Annotated in this window: 10 protein-coding genes; 3 read left to right on the forward strand and 7 right to left on the reverse strand. The window is 73.3% G+C overall.

Annotated features, from left to right (window positions below; all coding sequences use genetic code 11):
- Window positions 1–26: 26 nt before the first annotated feature.
- Window positions 27–2,015: a hypothetical protein gene (locus ACZ4QV_RS28800; RefSeq protein ID WP_467763575.1), complete on the forward strand. Its 1,989-nt coding sequence runs from the start codon at window positions 27–29 to the stop codon at window positions 2,013–2,015.
- Here the strand turns inward: ACZ4QV_RS28800 and ACZ4QV_RS28805 are convergent.
- The 5 genes from ACZ4QV_RS28805 to ACZ4QV_RS28825 form a co-directional block, all read right to left on the reverse strand.
- Entirely contained in the window at window positions 1,999–4,347 is a 2,349-nt protein-coding gene (locus ACZ4QV_RS28805) for a tetratricopeptide repeat protein (RefSeq protein WP_467763576.1), read from the reverse strand. The genes ACZ4QV_RS28800 and ACZ4QV_RS28805 overlap by 17 nt on opposite strands.
- Before the next feature lie 148 nt (window positions 4,348–4,495).
- Window positions 4,496–4,954 carry a hypothetical protein gene (locus tag ACZ4QV_RS28810; protein WP_361142612.1) on the reverse strand — a complete coding sequence of 153 codons (459 nt, stop codon included), beginning with the start codon at window positions 4,952–4,954 and terminating at the stop codon, window positions 4,496–4,498.
- Between the two features lie 192 nt (window positions 4,955–5,146).
- A complete protein-coding gene (locus ACZ4QV_RS28815; RefSeq protein WP_467763577.1) occupies window positions 5,147–7,072 on the reverse strand; it encodes a helicase-associated domain-containing protein in 1,926 nt (641 codons plus the stop codon).
- A gap of 14 nt (window positions 7,073–7,086) precedes the next feature.
- Entirely contained in the window at window positions 7,087–8,814 is a 1,728-nt protein-coding gene (locus ACZ4QV_RS28820) for an SWIM zinc finger family protein (RefSeq protein ID WP_467763578.1), read from the reverse strand.
- Complete coding sequence (locus tag ACZ4QV_RS28825) at window positions 8,811–11,474, reverse strand: DEAD/DEAH box helicase (RefSeq protein WP_467763579.1); 2,664 nt, start codon at window positions 11,472–11,474, stop codon at window positions 8,811–8,813. The genes ACZ4QV_RS28820 and ACZ4QV_RS28825 overlap by 4 nt, the downstream gene beginning before the upstream one ends.
- A gap of 827 nt (window positions 11,475–12,301) precedes the next feature.
- Between ACZ4QV_RS28825 and ACZ4QV_RS28830 the strand changes: the two genes are divergently transcribed.
- Together ACZ4QV_RS28830 and ACZ4QV_RS28835 are read left to right on the forward strand one after the other, a co-directional pair.
- On the forward strand, window positions 12,302–13,840 hold the full coding sequence (locus ACZ4QV_RS28830) for a UvrD-helicase domain-containing protein (protein WP_361636761.1): 1,539 nt from the start codon (window positions 12,302–12,304) through the stop codon (window positions 13,838–13,840).
- A 231-nt stretch (window positions 13,841–14,071) separates the two neighbouring features.
- Complete coding sequence (locus tag ACZ4QV_RS28835; protein WP_361636817.1) at window positions 14,072–14,455, forward strand: DUF6343 family protein; 384 nt, start codon at window positions 14,072–14,074, stop codon at window positions 14,453–14,455.
- A 229-nt stretch (window positions 14,456–14,684) separates the two neighbouring features.
- Here ACZ4QV_RS28835 and ACZ4QV_RS28840 read toward each other — a convergent pair whose 3' ends face one another.
- Window positions 14,685–15,068, reverse strand: coding sequence for a tetratricopeptide repeat protein (locus ACZ4QV_RS28840; protein WP_361636764.1), 384 nt, complete (start codon window positions 15,066–15,068; stop codon window positions 14,685–14,687).
- A gap of 263 nt (window positions 15,069–15,331) precedes the next feature.
- Window positions 15,332–15,928 carry a dephospho-CoA kinase gene (coaE, locus tag ACZ4QV_RS28845; protein ID WP_361636767.1) on the reverse strand — a complete coding sequence of 199 codons (597 nt, stop codon included), beginning with the start codon at window positions 15,926–15,928 and terminating at the stop codon, window positions 15,332–15,334.
- Between the last annotated feature and the right edge of the window lie 29 nt (window positions 15,929–15,957).

A 15,957-nucleotide genomic window follows, 5' to 3' on the forward strand; every position in this document is an offset into this window, starting at 1 on the left:
CGAACCAGGGGTGAAGGGTGAGGCATGTGGGGGAAGCGGTCACGGACGGGCAGAAGTGGCTGCGGGTTCCGGTCGGCCCGGAGGCGTCGCAGTGGTCCACCCGGACCGGGGTCGCACGCGTCCTGTTCGTCGTGCACAACGTCACCTCCGCCACCCGGCTCCTGGACGTGCTGCCCCTGTTCGACGCCGATCCGCGCGTCCAGTGCCTGGCGACGTGTACGGGTTCCTCGCCGTACCTGCACGGCGTACCGGAACTGCTGGCGGACGCCGGGCTGCCCGTCCTGCCCTGGGAGCAGGCCGTGGAGACCCCGGTGGACCTGGCGGTCAGTGCCAGCTATGGCGGCGAACTTCATCTGATTAAAGGGAAGTTGGCTGTCCTGTCGCACGGCATTGGCTACAATAAGAGGCTGCCTACACCGGACACCGGACACCGGACACCGGACACCGGACACCGGACACCGGACACCGGGGCCGGGGCCGGACACCGGGGCCGGGGCCGGACACCGGGACCGGAGCCGGAGCCGGAGCCGGGGCCGGAGCAGGATGCTGGACGGGCGCCGGTTTTCGGGCTCTCGCCGGAGTGGCTGCTGCGGGACGGTGCGCCCGTCGCGACGACGACCGTCCTGTCCCACCCCGAACAGCTCTCACGCCTCCGCGACGCCTGCCCGCCCGCTGCCCGTACCGCCGTACTCGCCGGTGACCCCTGCTTCGACCGCCTGCTGGCCGCGCTCCCCCACCGTGACAGCTTCCGCCGCGCACTCGGCGTGTCCGCCGGCCAGCGCCTCGTCGTCGTCAACTCCACCTGGGGACCGCGTTCCCTGTTCGGCGACGCCGACGACGTCCTCCCCCGGCTGCTGGAAAGCCTCACCCGCGAACTGCCCGTCGACTCCTACCGCCGCTGCGCCGTCCTGCATCCGAACATCTGGCACGGTCACGGCCCTGGTCAGGTGCGTGCCTGGCTGCGCCGTGCCGAGCAGGCCGGGCTGACCGTGGTCCCGCCGCTCGGGCCGTGGCGGCAGGTCCTGGCCGCCGCCGACGCCGTCATAGGCGATCACGGCAGCGTGACGTACTACGCGGCCGCCATCGGCACGCCCGTCCTGCTCGGTGCCTTCCCGGAAGCAGACCTCGACCCGGCGTCGCCCGTCGCCGAACTGGGCCGCACGGCTCCCCGTCTACGCCCGTACGAACCGCTCCTCCCCCAGCTCGACGAGCTGCTGGCCCACCACCGCCCCGACCGTTACGCCCAGCTCACCGCCCTGGCCAGTTCCTCTCCGGGCAGTTCGGCCGCGCTGCTCCGGCGCACTTTCTACGGGCTCATGGGCCTCGCCGAGCCCGGCACTCCGGCCTACCTGCCGCGACTGCTCGACCCCACGTTCGGTGACCTGCCCTCCGACGTCCCGCCCGCCCCTCCGCTTCTGGCTCCCCTCCGGGTCCTGACCCGCCTGCGCGACCACCGCCCCGCCGCGCCTCCCGAGATAGCCGTCACCCGCCATACGGACAGCCTCGGCGCGGCATCACACCCGGCTCCGGACCCGGCACCGGGCCTGGGCCCGGAAACCACCACACCCACGGGTGCCGTTCCCACCGCATCACCGGCCCCTGCCCACAGCCCTGCCCACACCGCTGTGCACCCCGGCGCCCACACCGCCGTCCACGAGGATGTCCCGGACGCGACCCGGCTGGCCCTCGCCGACCTGGTGCTCCACGGCTCCCGGCCCGAACCCGCGGCGTGGGCCCAGGAGGCGATGCGGCACCACCGGCACTGCGCCATGGCCGCGTGTGTCACCGCGCCGGACACCTGCCTCGTACGCATTCCGGACGGGCGCCTGGTCACCCTCACCGCGGCACCCGGCCCGGACGGCCATCGCGACCTGTGCGATCCGGCCGTCTACGCCTCGGCCCTCTACGCCTGGTACGAGCGCGGAAAGCCGGTTGAAAAACTCCTCGACGGCCTGGTCGTGGTGACAGGCGGCACCAGCCACCACTTGACGGTGACGATCACTCCTCCTCGCTGACCTCCTCGCCGGCCTCCCCGCTCGGAGCCGCTCTCCACCGGGCGGCGGCCTCCAGCCGGCCGAGCCGTGCCCGAACGGCACTGGTCCTGGGTGACCCCGTCCTCTCGTGGAAGCCGAGCGCTGCCCGCAGGTACCGGCTCTCGCCCGCCGTGTCCCCGGCCAGTCCGGCCCGGTCGGCGCGCAGCTCCGCCAGGTCCGCCTGCTGGACGACCGAGCCTTCCGTCGCCATGACCGACGCGGCCCGGCCGAGCGCCTCGTCCGCCTCCTCGGCACGCCCGGCGTCGAGCAGGGTCCGTCCGAGGCTCATCAACACCCGGGCCTCGTTGTACGGGTCGGGCAGCGCGCGTATCAGCTCCTGCGCGTGCCGCAGCTGAACGACCGCTTCCTCGTGGCGGCCCATGCCCTGGAGCGACCGTCCGAGGTGATGTTCGAGCAGCGCCAGCGCACGCGGGTCGCCGACCTGCTGTGCCAGGCGCCTGGCCGCCCGGAAGCACTCGGCGGCGTCGCTCCACCGCTCCTGCTTCAGATGCAGCAGTCCCAGGGACTCCACCGCCGTCGCCTCACCCCGTACGTGCCCGGCCCGCCGGTCGGCCGCGGCCGCCGCCGCGAACTGAGCCCCCGCCTGCCCGTACTGCGCCAGTCCCAAGTGGGCGAAACCGAGCTGGGCACGCATCCGCCCTTCGGCCTCGGGGCACTCCTCCGCGCAGCGGGCGGCGGCCTCGACGCCGAGCCGGTGGGTGGAGACCCACTGCTGGTGGAAGCCGAGCCGCAGGTGCAGCCCCCACATGGCCTCGCACAACTGCCACGTCAGGTCGTCGAGTCCGTGGTCGGCCGCGGCCCGTACCGCCTCCGCCAGATTTTCCCGTTCGCCCCGCAGCCAGGCCAGCGCGCTGATGCCGTTCTCGTAGGCCGCAGGCCGGCCCGCCAACCGTGTGTACGCGGGCCCCAGGTGCCAGCGGCCCGGCAGCACGCACGCATCGGCCGCGGCTGCGGCCCGCACGTACCAGAGCAGCGTGCGGCGGACGGCTGCCGCGGCCCCCGCGATTCCGTCCTGGGCCGGCGCACGCTGTTGCGCGTACTCCCGCCACAGGTCGTGAAACCGGTAACGCACCTGGCCGGAAGCGTCGGCCCGGCCCTCTGGCCCGGCTTCCGCCCCTCCTTCCTCGCCGGTCGCGTCCTCCAGCAGCCGCGCGTCGGCGAGTTCGGCGAGCAGGGGGCCCGCCGCGTCCTCGGGGATTCCCGCGGCGGCCGCGGCGGCGCCCGGCGTCAGATGCCGCCACGGCCGCAGGCTCGCCAGCCTGAACAGCCGGGCCGCGGCCTCCGAAAGGTGCCCGTACGAGGCGTCCATCGCGCCGCGCATCGGCTCTTCCGCCGTATCGGCGGGTGCGGCGACTGCGGTGGAGGGGTCAGGTGCGGTGACGGGGGCACCGGATGCGGCTGGTTCGGAGTTCGGCGCGGCGGCCGCCGTATCCGCGCCGTGCGGCGGGGGCGCCGCCTCGTTCCCGCCGTTCGTGCTCATCTCGCGCTCCAGCCGTTCCCAGTCCGGCTGCTGCCGGCCGGCGGCGCGTGCCCCGATCGCGCACAGCGCGAGCGGCATACCGCCGCACCGCCGCGCCACCGCCTCGACTCCCGGGCCCGTCCCGCCCAGGCGGGCGAGCAGCCCCACCGCGTCGGGTGTGCGCAGCGGTCCGAGCCGTACGGTGTGCGCGCCGTACTCGATCACCAGGCGGCCCAGGTCGGTCCGGCTGGTCACGATCGTCAGGGAGCCCGGTGACGCGGCGAGCAACGGCCGTACCTGTGCGGCGGAATGCGCGTCGTCCAGCACCGTGAGGATGCGCCGATCGGCCGTCACGCTGCGGAACGTGCTCTCCTGGGCGTCGGGTTCCGCCGGTATCCAGTCCCGGTGGACCCCGAGGTCCCGCAGGAAGCGCGACAGCACGTCGGACGGCGCGGCCGCGGTCGTGGCGGACGCCCCGCGCAGGTCCGCGTACAGCTCGCCCTGCCCGAAGCGTCCCCGCAGCGCGGCGGCCAGACGCAGGGCGGTGGCTGATTTGCCCACCCCGCCCGGCCCCCACAAGACGACCACAAGGGGCGCTCCGGCCTCCCCCGTGCCGCCGGCGCCGTCCCTCGGCGACGCCTCGTCCAATAAGCGCGTCACCTCGGCCAGTACGGCGTCACGGTCGACGAAATGGCGGGTGCCCGGGGGCAGCGTACGGGGCACCGGCGCGCCCGGCATGATCGCCGGTGTGGCCTCCTGGATCGTCACCGTGCCGATCGTCCGGGCCTGCACGACGGCCCCGTACACCGTCCCGCCACTGATCTCGTTCCGCACACCGGCGGCCGCCGGAACGGGCGTGGCTGCATCGAGCGGAGCCTCAGCGCGTGAGGACTCATCGGGCGGGGCCGTATCGAGGGAGCGCTCATCGGGCGGGGCCGCGCCGGGCACGGAGGAGGAGGGTGCAGGAGCGCCGGGCTCCGGGTCAGCCACGAGCGGGTCCTTCGCCGAACCCACCGCCACGCTGGTCCAGCCGGGTGACCACACCGGCCTGGATGGTCGTCCCGTGATGCACCCCGCCGCTGATGGAGTTGTGCACCTCTCGCACCTCGACCCTGGTGCCCTCGTCCGGCCGGAGTTCCGCCAGCAGCCGCCGCAGTTCCTCGGCCGCCGCCGGGTCGTCGCGGAGTGCCCGCCGCAGCCGCACCCGCCACTCGGCCGCCACGTCGGCCGCGCCGTCCTCGTCACCGTCGCGCTGCGCGGTCACCAGCTCCGTGCGCGACACTTCCAGCTCCCCTTCGAGAGTTTCTTCCGCACTGCCGCCCCGGCGCCGCGCGAGGAACGCCGCCACCCGTTGCCGTGCCTGCGTCCAGCCCTCGGTCGCCATCTGCTGCACCAGCGCCGTCGCCCCCGCCGTCGCGAGCGCCGTCAACTCCGCGTCCATCGGTCCCCCCTTGTCCCTGCCGTACGAGCCGTACGAGGTGTACGGACGTGCTCGCTGTCACGGTGCGTCGCTGCCACGGTAGGGGAGAATGTCCCCCGCCCGCTTCGCCCGTTCCCTCCGCTCGCCCCTCCGACTCCTTCTTCTCCCAGGCTACTTGACACCACTGACAGTCACCGTCCTCCGCCGCTTCCCTCACCCCGAAAGGAGTCGTCGGGCAAGGGTCAGGGGCGCGGTGGCGGGGCCGGACGAGGTGACGCCGGTGCGGTGGCCGGTGGGCCGTTCGACGGACGCGGTGCCGGTTTCGGATTCGAGCGCGGGAGCGTAACCGGCACCGCGGAGCGCTTCGAGCGTCTCGGCGGGCGGCCGGGCACTGGCGAGGACGGTGGGGGCGATGGCGCGCAGGCCGAGGGCCTGGAGGGCGCGGTGGGCGGCGAGTTCGCGGATCAGGGCCTCGTCGTCGGAGCGGACGCAGCATGCGGTAGGCAGTACACGCATCCGGCCGTGCGCACGGGCGGCGTCCTGGACGAGGTAGGTCAGGGGCTGCGGCAGGGGGCCCGCCGCGGACACTTCGGCAAGTGCGGTGAGCAGATCCGCGGCTCCGTGTCCGGCGTCGAGCGCCCGGCGTACGGACGCCGGGCTGAACCGCCAGGTCACGGCGTGCCCTTCGGATTCGCGGTCGGCGGCCGAGGACAGCAGGCTCGCGAGGGGCGCGGACGGGGCTCCCGGCACGACGGCCGTCAGGTCGGCCTGGAAGTGGGCCTGCCCGACGGGCGGCGGAAGCAGCTCCCGGAGGTACGAGCCAAGCACTTCGGGGTCCGCTGGGGACGCTGCGAGCAGAGCATGGCCCAGAGGGGTCAGGGCACCGTGTGCGACGAGTGCTAGGAAGGCGGCCTCGTCCAGGATGTGCGCGGCACGGTCCTCGGCCAGCGGCTCACCGACGACGGCCAGCGGCCGGTGCCAGGCCGCGGCGTCGAGGAGCGCGGGCAGGTCGGGCCGGTGGTCCGGCGCTCCGGACGGCCCGGCCGGGAGGGACGGGTCCGCCGGAAACCGGGGAGGCTGCTCACCCGCCGGGGCGCTGGCCAGAGCTTTGAGGAGCGCATGGCGCAGCGCCGGAGCGTGCCGGTCCTCGCCGCGCACCAAGGCGGTGGGGGTTTCGCCGAACGGCGTGTAGGTGGGGATGGCCCAGAGGGTGGTCCATGCGGTGAGGACCGGCACCAGCCGGTCAGCGGGCGCCTCGGCCAGCCATGCGTCGTACGCCCCGGTAGGCACCGCCGTGATGCCGGCGGGAGTCCGCTTCAGGGCGACGAGGTCGGCGGCGAGCACGAGGTCGAGCAGGAGGCGGGTACGGGCTTCGGAGGTCCCCGCCGCCTTGGCCAGCCGCTTGATCTCACGCAACGCCAGGCCACCGGTCTTGCGGAGAGCCGCGGGCTGGGCGGCGAGCGCGGCGAGCAGCCGGTCCAGGATGGCGGCGAGGGCCGATGCGGCGGCCTGGGACTCGTCCCGGAGGGAGGCCGCGGCAGGAGCGAGCGCTTGCGGTGCTGCGGCTGACACGGGTACGGATTCCGGTGCGGCGGTTTCCGGGAAACACGGCGCGACAGGAGTGAAGGCCCCCAGGTCATGGGCGGCCAGGAGTTGCGGCGTGCGCGGCGGGACCACGATGGCGCCGTCCTCGGTGGGGGCGGCGAGCCCGTCCGCGTAGAGGAGTTCCAGGGCGGTGGTGGCGGCATCGCGTGCGGGGCCGGGGGCGACGGCGCCGAGGGCCTGGAAGGCGTCGTCCGCCGGGACCGGTTCGGTGGCCAGGTCCGGGAACGACAGCCGGTGCGCCATCAGTGACTGGTAGTCGGCTCCGGCGGTGGGGGCCGCGGGTACGGGGGCGGCGCTGCGGGCCAGGCCCTGGCTGATGCGGGCGGTGGCGGCGAGCAGGTGGAGGCGGGGGTGGTCGAGGTGGAGAACGGTGTGATGGAGGGTTTCGTACGACCAGAGGGCCCCGGCCAGCTCGCGGAGCCTGGTCGGGGCCGGCCTGCGGGACAGCGGTTCCGCGTGCCGGGTGAGCAGGGCGGCCAGCTCGTCGGGGGTGCGCTGTGCGAGGGAGCGGGTGAGTGTGTCGAGACCTTCCACGCTCCCGAGGTTAGTCATCGGCCGAGCAGCGCGGTGAGGGCCCCTGCGGGATCGGCGTCGGCGCGGCCGGTGGGCCACCAGTCCTCGGTGCCGGGGTCGGATTCGTACGGGTACCAGCGGTTGTCGTGGCCGAAGCGGAGCTGGATGCCGCGGGCGGGGTCGGTGAGGTGGTTGTACCGGGGTCGGAGGGCCGGGAGGCCGGCGGCGATCAGGGCGCTACGGGCCCGATCGAAATCACCGGCCGGCGGGTTCCAGGTGGTGTCGAGCAGGTCCAGCCCTTCGAGACCGCCCTGGCGCCAGGCCGCGACGGCGCGTGCCACGTCCGTGACGGTACGGCCGGTGGCCGCGGCGAGGTCGCGGTAGAGGGCGCGGGTGGTGGAGGTCAGGCCGGCGGTGGGGTGGGCGGCCGCGGCCAGCCTGATGCCGTCCTGCCAGGGTGTGAGGGCGGGGAACGGGGACCGGTCGGACGCCTGCGGGTGGTCCGGCCCGGCCGGGTACGCCGGCGGAACGCCCGGCCGGGCCGGTTGCGCCGGCTCGGATCGTGGGCCGTCGGTCTGCGGCTCCGGGGTGGTGGCCCGTATGTGGCTCAGGTAGGCGTGTGCCCGGCCTGTGGCGTCGGTGGCGAGGAATTCGAGGGCGCCCGCGTCCAGTGGGAGGCCGTCAGCGTCCGGTAGGGCAGGGGTCTGCCCGGGTTGTGGCGGGAGGGGCATGGGGGGCGGGAGGGGCGGCAGCAGTCTGTCGGCCAGGGCGGCGCGGGCGAGCACGCCACGGGGCACACGAACTTGCCGGACCGGCTCCGACGGCGCGGAATCCGGCGTGTACTCCGTCTCCGCTTCCTCGCTCGCCCCGCTCTTCTCCCGGGCCCCGGGACTCCCCGGCGCGGTGGCGGTCCTCGCCGCCCTGCCCGCGGCAGCCGCCGCCCGTGCGTCGGCGCGGGGGCCGTTGCGGGCGTCGGACAACGGCCCGGCGGCCGTGCCCGGCGGCGCGAGCTGCGCGCCGCGGGATTCGCGGGCGGTGAGTGTCGCGTTACGGCGGGACAGCTCGTCGAGGAGTTCGCGTTCGCCGCGGCCGCGCACGAGGAGCAGGACGAACGGGTCGGCGTCCAGCAGCCGCGCCACCTGGAAGCAGACCGCGGCGGCGTGCTTGCAGGGGTTGCCGTGGTCGGGACAGGAGCAGCGCGGTACCAGGTCGCCCGGGCCGGGCAGCAGTTGTACGCCCGCTTCGGCGACGGCCTTCGGCAGCTTCTTGGCCAGGAGTGCGGTGAGCTGGGCCGGCTCGGCGGCGACCGAGTCCAGGAGGACGGTCCATTCGTCGGCGGTGAGGTGCCGGAGCCGGATGACCACGTTGTACGGGCGTGGTCTGCTGCCCCGTACGGAGGCGGCGATGCGCCCGGGGGTGATGTTGATCGTGTCGACGTTGCCGTCACGCGCGTACGTACGGCCGCGGGCGAGCCGGGCGCTGTCCAGGGCCGTGGTCTCCAGCGCGTCCAGCCAGGCGCTTCCCCACCAGGTCTCGGCGAACAGTCCTCGGGCGCCGGAACGCTGTGGCAGGGGCGGGAACGTCCGTGACCGGTCGGCGCGGTCCAGGTGTTGCGGCAGGTGCCGCGCGGCATGCCCCGCCGCCTGCCCCTGGCGGTCCTGTCCGGCACCGCGGCCGGGGCGGGCGGCCGGAGGCGCGTCCTCGCCGGATGGCGGGAAGCGGTCGGCGCCGTCTCCGGGGAAGGGGCGTGGGCGGCGGCTCATGCGGCCCTCCTCAGGGAGACGAGGTCGGCGAGCTGGGCGTCGGTCAGTTCGGTGAGGGCGGTCTCCCCGCCGGAGAGGACGGCGTCCGCGAGGGCCCGCTTGGCGGTGAGCAGTTCCGCGATGTTGTCCTCGACCGTCCCCTCGGCGATGAGCCGGTGGACCTGGACCGGCTGGGTCTGGCCGATGCGGTAGGCCCGGTCGGTGGCCTGTTCCTCGACTGCCGGGTTCCACCACCGGTCGTAGTGGATGACATGGCCGGCCCGGGTGAGGTTGAGGCCGGTGCCGGCCGCCTTCAGGGAGAGCAGGAAGACCGGTGTGCGGCCCGACTGGAACCGGTCGACCATCGCCTCGCGGGCCTGCACGGGGGTACCGCCGTGCAGGAGGGCGTTGCCGATGCCGCGTGCGGTCAGGTGTTTCTCCAGCAGGCGCGCCATCTCCACGTACTGCGTGAAGATCAGTGTCGCGCCGCCCTCCGCGAGGATCGTGTCGAGCAGTTCGTCCAGCAGCTCCAGCTTCCCCGACCGGGCCGTCAGGCCGGGCGCGGCCTCCTTCAGGTATTGCGCGGGGTGGTTGCAGATCTGTTTGAGGGCGGTCAGCAGCTTCATCACGAGGCCGCGGCGGGCGATGCCCTCGGCCGCTTCGATACGGGCCAGAGTTTCGCGGACGACCGCCTCGTACAGCGCGGCCTGCTCGCGGCCCAGGGCGACCGGGTGGTCCGTCTCGGTCTTGGGGGGCAGCTCGGGGGCGATGCCGGGGTCGGACTTCTTGCGGCGCAGGATGAACGGGCGGACCAGCCGGGCGAGGCGTTCGGCGGCTTCCGGGTCCTCGCCGCCTTCGACCTCGCGCGCGTACAGGGCGCGGAAGGTCTTCAGGGAGCCGAGGAGGCCGGGAGTGGTCCAGTCGAGGAGGGCCCACAGCTCGGAGAGGTTGTTCTCGACGGGGGTGCCGGTGAGGGCGATGCGGGCCGGAGCCTTGATGCCTCGCAGTGCCTTGCCCGTGGAGGAGCGCGGGTTCTTCACGTGCTGCGCCTCGTCCGCGACGACCCAGGCCCAGGGGCGGGCGGCCAGGGCGGCGGCGCTCGAACGCATCGTGCCGTACGTGGTCAGGACGAAGCCGCCGTCCACGTCGTCCAGGCTGCGGCCGGTGCCGTGGAAGCGGCGTACGGGCACGCCGGGGGCGAAGCGTTCGATCTCGCGCTGCCAGTTGCCGAGGAGGGAGGCCGGGCACACCACGAGGACGGGGGCGGCGGGCCGTTGGTGGAGGTGCAGAGCGATGACCGTGATGGTCTTGCCGAGGCCCATGTCGTCGGCGAGGCAGCCGCCGAGGCCGAGGGAGGTCATCCGGTCCAGCCAGGCCAGGCCACGGAGCTGGTAGTCGCGCAGGGTGGCGTTCAGCCCGGCGGGCTGCGGCGGTACGGGAGCTTCGCCGGTCAGGCGGGAGCGCAGGGCGGCGAGGGCGCCCAAGGGCACCACCTCGATCTCTTCCCCGTCCACCTCGGTGGAGCCGTTCAGCGTCGCGGCCAGGGCGTCGACCGGGTCCAGATAGCCCAGTTCGCGCTTGCGGGCCTTGCGGACGAGCGCCGGATCGACCAGCACCCACTGGTCGCGCAGCCGCACCACGGGCCGGTGGGCCTCCGCGAGGGTGTCCATCTCCGCCTCGGAGAGCGGCAGGCCGTCCAGGGCCACCTGCCAGCGGAACTGCAGCAGCTTCTCGGTGTCGAAGAAGCCGAACCCGTCGGCTGCGGAGCCGGGGGCCGGGCGGATGACGGCGGCCGCGGTCAGTCCGCGAGCCAGTTCCTTCGGCCAGTGGACGGCGATGCCGGCGGCGGTCAGGCGGGGCGCCGCGTCACCCAGCAGCTCGTACAGCTCGTCCTCGGCCAGCGGCAGGACATCGGGAACCGGCCGCTCCAGAAAGCGGGACAGCGGGGACCAGACGCGGGCGGCCCGGCGCAACGCCAGGAGGGTGTCGACGCGGGCACGCGGGCCGAAGTGGTCGGAACCTTCGCCCTCCCACAGTTGTACGGCGTCGGCGACGAGGGTGGGATCGGTGAGGCTGTGCACCTGGAGGACAGCTGCCGCGGCACTGCGCTCTTCCGCAGCGGCATGATCCGCTACTGCCTCGGTGGAGACCTCGCCCTCCACAGCCCCGGGCTCCGCCCGCATGTCGAAGAGCCCGTGGGCAGCCAGGTCGAGCCGCAGCGACAGCCGCACCCCGGCATCCACCCCGGCTGCCACTTCGGCAGCCCAGTCCCGCGCGCCGGGAAGATACTGCGGCGCCACTGCGGCAAAGGGGGCGCCGGTCAGGTGTGCCGCCGCCGGCGTACGGGGCAGTGCGTCGGCCACTGCGTCCACGAGGGCTCTGACCAGCAGCTCCGGGTCGTGGAGCTGCAACGGGCTGCTGTCGGGCAGCGGAACGGCGTACCCCTCGGACGGCATGGCGGCGGCGACCGCCCGCAGGTGCGCGACATCCTCGGGCTCCAGGGGTCCGGCACGCCATGCGTCGTTGTCCCGGTCGGTCAGTCCGGGCAGTAGGCGGCCGCGCGCGACCAGGTTCAGGGCGTGCAGAACGGCCGCGCCCCAGCAGGCGGCGGCAGGATGAGCAGACGTGTCGTGCCGGGCGCGGGCCAGCAGCGGAACCGCCCCGGCGACGGGCAGCAGCACCGCGGGAACCGTACGTCTACGGGCGCCGTTGCCATGCCGCCGCGCGACCGTGAGCTCCACCGCTTCGGCCGCGCCGGCCGTCCCTACCGCGCTGTCCGCCCCGGCTGCGCCGGTCGGCCGCGCTCCGTCTCCCACAGCCGTGCGAACGCCCGGAAGCGGGCCACCGTCCGGACGCCAGAAAGCGAACCGGCCGGCCCGGGGCGGCTCGGCGGGCAGGAAAACCGCGGCACAGCGAACCCACGCGGAAGAGTCCGCACTCCCCTGACTTCCCTGCTTCGTCCGCTCCTCCCGCCTCGCGTGCCCCGCGGTACCGGCGGACGGCAGCCCGGCGGCAGGCACCCACTGCCCCGCTGCCTCTCCGCGATCCACCATGCCGCTGCCTTTCCCTGGCTCCCGTCGCGCCCCACGCGCCCATCGCGCCTGACTCGTCCCCGCCCCGTTCCCTGCCTTGGCCCCCGCTCCCCTTCCTGCCCTGGCCCCCGCTCCTGCCCGTCGCCGCTCACGTCTCGGCTGTCCCGGGGGTTGCCCCACACCCCGACCTGCGAGTTTACGGTCGTCCACGCCCACCCCTCCTTTCCGCAGCCGACGGGCGACAGTGACGGACCGGAACCGGAACCGCGCCGACAGCACCGCGACCGAACCTCGGAACCGCTCGGACCGCGTGAGATCGATGGAAGCAGACGCCACTGACAACGGCCCCGCCGACGAGCGCCGGAGCGAAGTTATCCACAGGCCGCGAGAGAAATCCCACGGCCGGCCCGCGATCGGCTACCGTCGATTCCATCGTCACGCACAGTGACGACGGAACCACGACGTGAGGACCTGCCATGGACCGTCCGGGCACCGACTTCAACCACCCGACAGCCGAGCAGACCGCCGCCGCGGACGCCTTCCGCTCGGGCGACCATCTCGTAATCCAGGCCGGGGCGGGGACGGGAAAAACCACGACGCTCGCGATACTCGCCCACTGCCCGCCCCCACGCGGACGCCCGCCGTGCGGCCAGGGCCGCTACATCGCTTTCAACAAAGCGACCGCGCGGGACGCCTCCCGGCGCTTTCCCGGCCACGTCACCTGCAGCACGGCCCACGCGCTCGCGTACGCGTCCATCGGCAAGGACTACCAGGCCCGGCTGAACGCTCCACGGCAGGCGAGCTGGCGTATCGGCGCCTCACTGGGCATCGACGCCGAGACGACCGTACGCATCGGCGCCCGCCGGATCGGCAACAAGGCCCTGTCGTACACGGCCCTGCGTACCGTGTCCCGGTTCTGCCAGTCCGCCGACCCGGATCTCACGGATCAGCATGTGCCCCGGCTGCGCGGAGCCGAGGAGGACGTGTTGCACGGGCAGTTGTCGGAGGCCGTCCTGCCGTTCGCCCGCAAGGCATGGGCGGACCTCCAGCACCCCGACCGGGGCACCGTGCGCTTCGAGCACGACCACTATCTGAAGATGTGGGCACTGCGCGGCCCGAAGATCGCGGCGGACTTCCTTCTCCTCGACGAGGCCCAGGACACCAACCCCGTGGTCGAACAGATCTTCACCGCTCAGCGCGGACACGCCCAGCTGGTCATGGTCGGGGACTCAGCGCAGGCCATCTACGGATGGCGCGGAGCACGTGACGTGATGAGCAGCTTCGACGGGAGACAGCTGGCCCTGTCCCGGTCCTTCCGTTTCGGCCCGGCGCTGGCCGCGGAGGCCAACCGCTGGCTGGCCATCGTCGCCGCCCCGATCCGGCTCGACGGCTCACCGTGGCTGGTCACGGAGCTGGGGAAGGTCTCCAGACCGGACGCGGTCCTGTGCCGGACCAACGTCGGAGCGATGGTGGAGGTGATACGCCAGCTCGAACAGGGTCGCCGGGTGGCACTGGCGGGCGGCGGAGGAGCCCTTGCCGCGCTGGCGCAGTCCGCGCACGACCTCCGATCGGGTCGCCGCCCGTCCCACCCCGAGCTGATGCTCTTCGAGTCCTGGCAGGAGCTACGGGAGTACGCGGGGTACGACCCGTCGGGGCGGGATCTCCAGCCCTTGGTCGAACTGGTCGACGAGCACGGAACGGAGGCTGTACTGCAAGCGCTGGACCGCTTGTCGGAGGAGGAAGCGGCGGAGGTCACCGTATCGACGGCGCACCGGGCCAAAGGGCGGGAGTGGCCGACGGTCCGGATCGCGGACGATTTCACGGGCCCTGACGACCTCGACGAACGGGACGAGCACGGAGAGCCGTTACCCGGGCCCGTCGACCTCGCGGAAGCGCGCCTGGCCTACGTAGCCGTCACGCGGGCCCGGACCCGGCTGGACATCGGCGGCCTGTCATGGATCAACAGTCATCCGGCCGGCGACCCTCGCCCTGACCTGCCCCGGGGAGCACCGTGAGCCCGCGGCGCATCAAGTGCCGGGCCCCCGTCGGGACGATCACGGGCCACATGACGCAGCCCCCAGATCAGGAGGACCCTGGAAGGGACAGAGACAGGCCCAGAGACAGGCACATCGACACCGCACGAACAGCTGGCTCAGAGCAACGAGTGATGAGTCGTGAAGGGTGATGAGTGGAGATGGGTGATGCGTACCGGTAATGAGCCTCTTCAGGCGCGCAGCCCGCTGAAGATGCGCCGTGGACTGGCGTTGTGGGGAATGCTGTGGGCCGCGGCAGGCACGGCGGCTTTCGTGCTGGCCGGCAGGCCGGGGTGGGCAGCAGCGTGCGCCGTGGTGACCGCACTGGCCGCGACGGATCTGGCCATGGTGATACGGCACATCCGCCAGGGCCCGCACTACCAGCCGGGAAAGGACGTGCCGCCGTACGAACCGGACCACGGCTCCGCCACCGGCTCCGGACCACGGAGCACCAGCCTGCCTGGCCGCGATCCGAGTGGCCGCCCGCCGGGTGATCACGACACAGGGAACCGGGGTCGAGGACGCCCTGGTGCGGACGGGAGCGAGGACGACGACGGGGAAGGGGACAGCCGAGGACGAATAGACGACGGCCGCTAGGAGCGGCCCCGGGTGGAAGCCACACGAACGGAACGGGGAGGCGCCGACCAGGCCACAGACCACATCAGGTCAGGCCAGACCAGTCGAGTCGGGGCAAGGGAGGTCAAGGGGACAGAGACAGGGACAGGTCAAGCCGCGCCAGGCGGACCAGCCGGGACCAAGCGGACCAGCGGGACCCAAGCGGACCAGCCGGACCAAGCGGGCCAGCCGGGCCAGGGCGAGTCGAGCCTTACGCCTCTTCGGAGCCTTCCGGGGGCTCGAAGCGGGCGGCTTCGATGAATTCGGGGCGGGGGTCGAGAGCTGCGGCCAGGCGGAAGTGACGCCGGGCTTCTTCCGGGCGGTTGGCGCGCTGGAGGGTGCGGGCGAGGGCGAAGTGGGCGAAGGCGTTGTCCGGTTCGCGTTCCAGAACGATCTGGAATTCCAACTCGGCCGGACGCAGTTGTGCGGCGAGGAAGAAGGCACGGGCGCGCAGCAGGCGGGCCGCGGTGTTCTCCGGGTGCGCGGCGATGACCGGGTCCAGGAGTTGCACGGCGCCGCGGGGGTCGCGGGCAGCCAGCAACTGCTCGGCGGCCCGGAAGTCGATGACGTTCGTCTCGGGGCTGCGTTCGGCCACGGCCGTCTCCTTTCCCGTGCCACGGGCCATCAGTTGCACGTGGCTCGCCGCTTCGGTACGGGCAAGCCCATGCGTCACCCGCTCGGCAGGCGTTACGTGCGGCTCAACAAGCACGTCGCCCGTCGCATTCCCCACGTGGACGTCCCGCAACCTGGCGTCGAGCGTCCGCACGGCCCATTCGATGCCGGGGGCCGGCAGCGTGGGGGCCAGGGAGCCGTCGGCGGATGTGCGCCGCCGGTCGTTAGGGAGTGTGTCGCTCTCGCTCAGCCGGTCTGTTCGCGCAGGTTGTGCCACACCTTGCGTACCTGGGGCTCCAGGGCTTCCAGTGGGCCGTCGTTGTCGATGACCAGGTCGGCGATCGCGAGGCGCTTCTCGCGTGTCGCCTGTGCCTCCATGCGGGCCCTGGCCTCACTCTCGGCCATGCCTCGCAGCCGTACCAGCCGGTCGAGCTGGGTGTCCGGCGTCGCGTCGACCACGACGACCAGGTCGTACAGGGGCGCGAGGCCGTTCTCGGTGAGCAGAGGTACGTCGTGCACGACCACCGCGTCCGGGCCGGCCGCCGCTTCCAGCTCCGCCGATCGTGCGCCCACCAGGGGGTGCACGATCGCGTTCAGGGCCTGGAGTTTCTGCGGGTCGGCGAAGACGATCGCGCCCAGTCTGGGCCGGTCCAGGGTGCCGTCCGCGGACAGTACGTCCTCGCCGAACTCCGCGGTCACGGCGGCGAGTCCGGGCGTGCCGGGCTCGACCACCTCACGTGCGATCTTGTCGGCGTCCACGATCACCGCGCCGTACGACGCCAGCAGCCGCGACACCTCGCTCTTGCCTGCGCCGATACCGCCCGTAAGCCCCACCTTCACCATGGGGCCCACGCTATACGGCTCGGTCCGCC

Source organism: Streptomyces sp. NPDC026394, assembly GCF_055567735.1.

Coding starts and splice junctions, on each gene's coding strand:
- ACZ4QV_RS28810 (WP_361142612.1), bottom strand. CDS start 4,954: ATGGACGCGGAGTTGACGGCGCTCGCGACGGCGGGGGCGACGGCGCTG.
- ACZ4QV_RS28820 (WP_467763578.1), bottom strand. CDS start 8,814: ATGAGCCGCCGCCCACGCCCCTTCCCCGGAGACGGCGCCGACCGCTTC.
- ACZ4QV_RS28830 (WP_361636761.1), top strand. CDS start 12,302: ATGGACCGTCCGGGCACCGACTTCAACCACCCGACAGCCGAGCAGACC.
- ACZ4QV_RS28835 (WP_361636817.1), top strand. CDS start 14,072: ATGCGCCGTGGACTGGCGTTGTGGGGAATGCTGTGGGCCGCGGCAGGC.
- coaE (WP_361636767.1), bottom strand. CDS start 15,928: ATGGTGAAGGTGGGGCTTACGGGCGGTATCGGCGCAGGCAAGAGCGAG.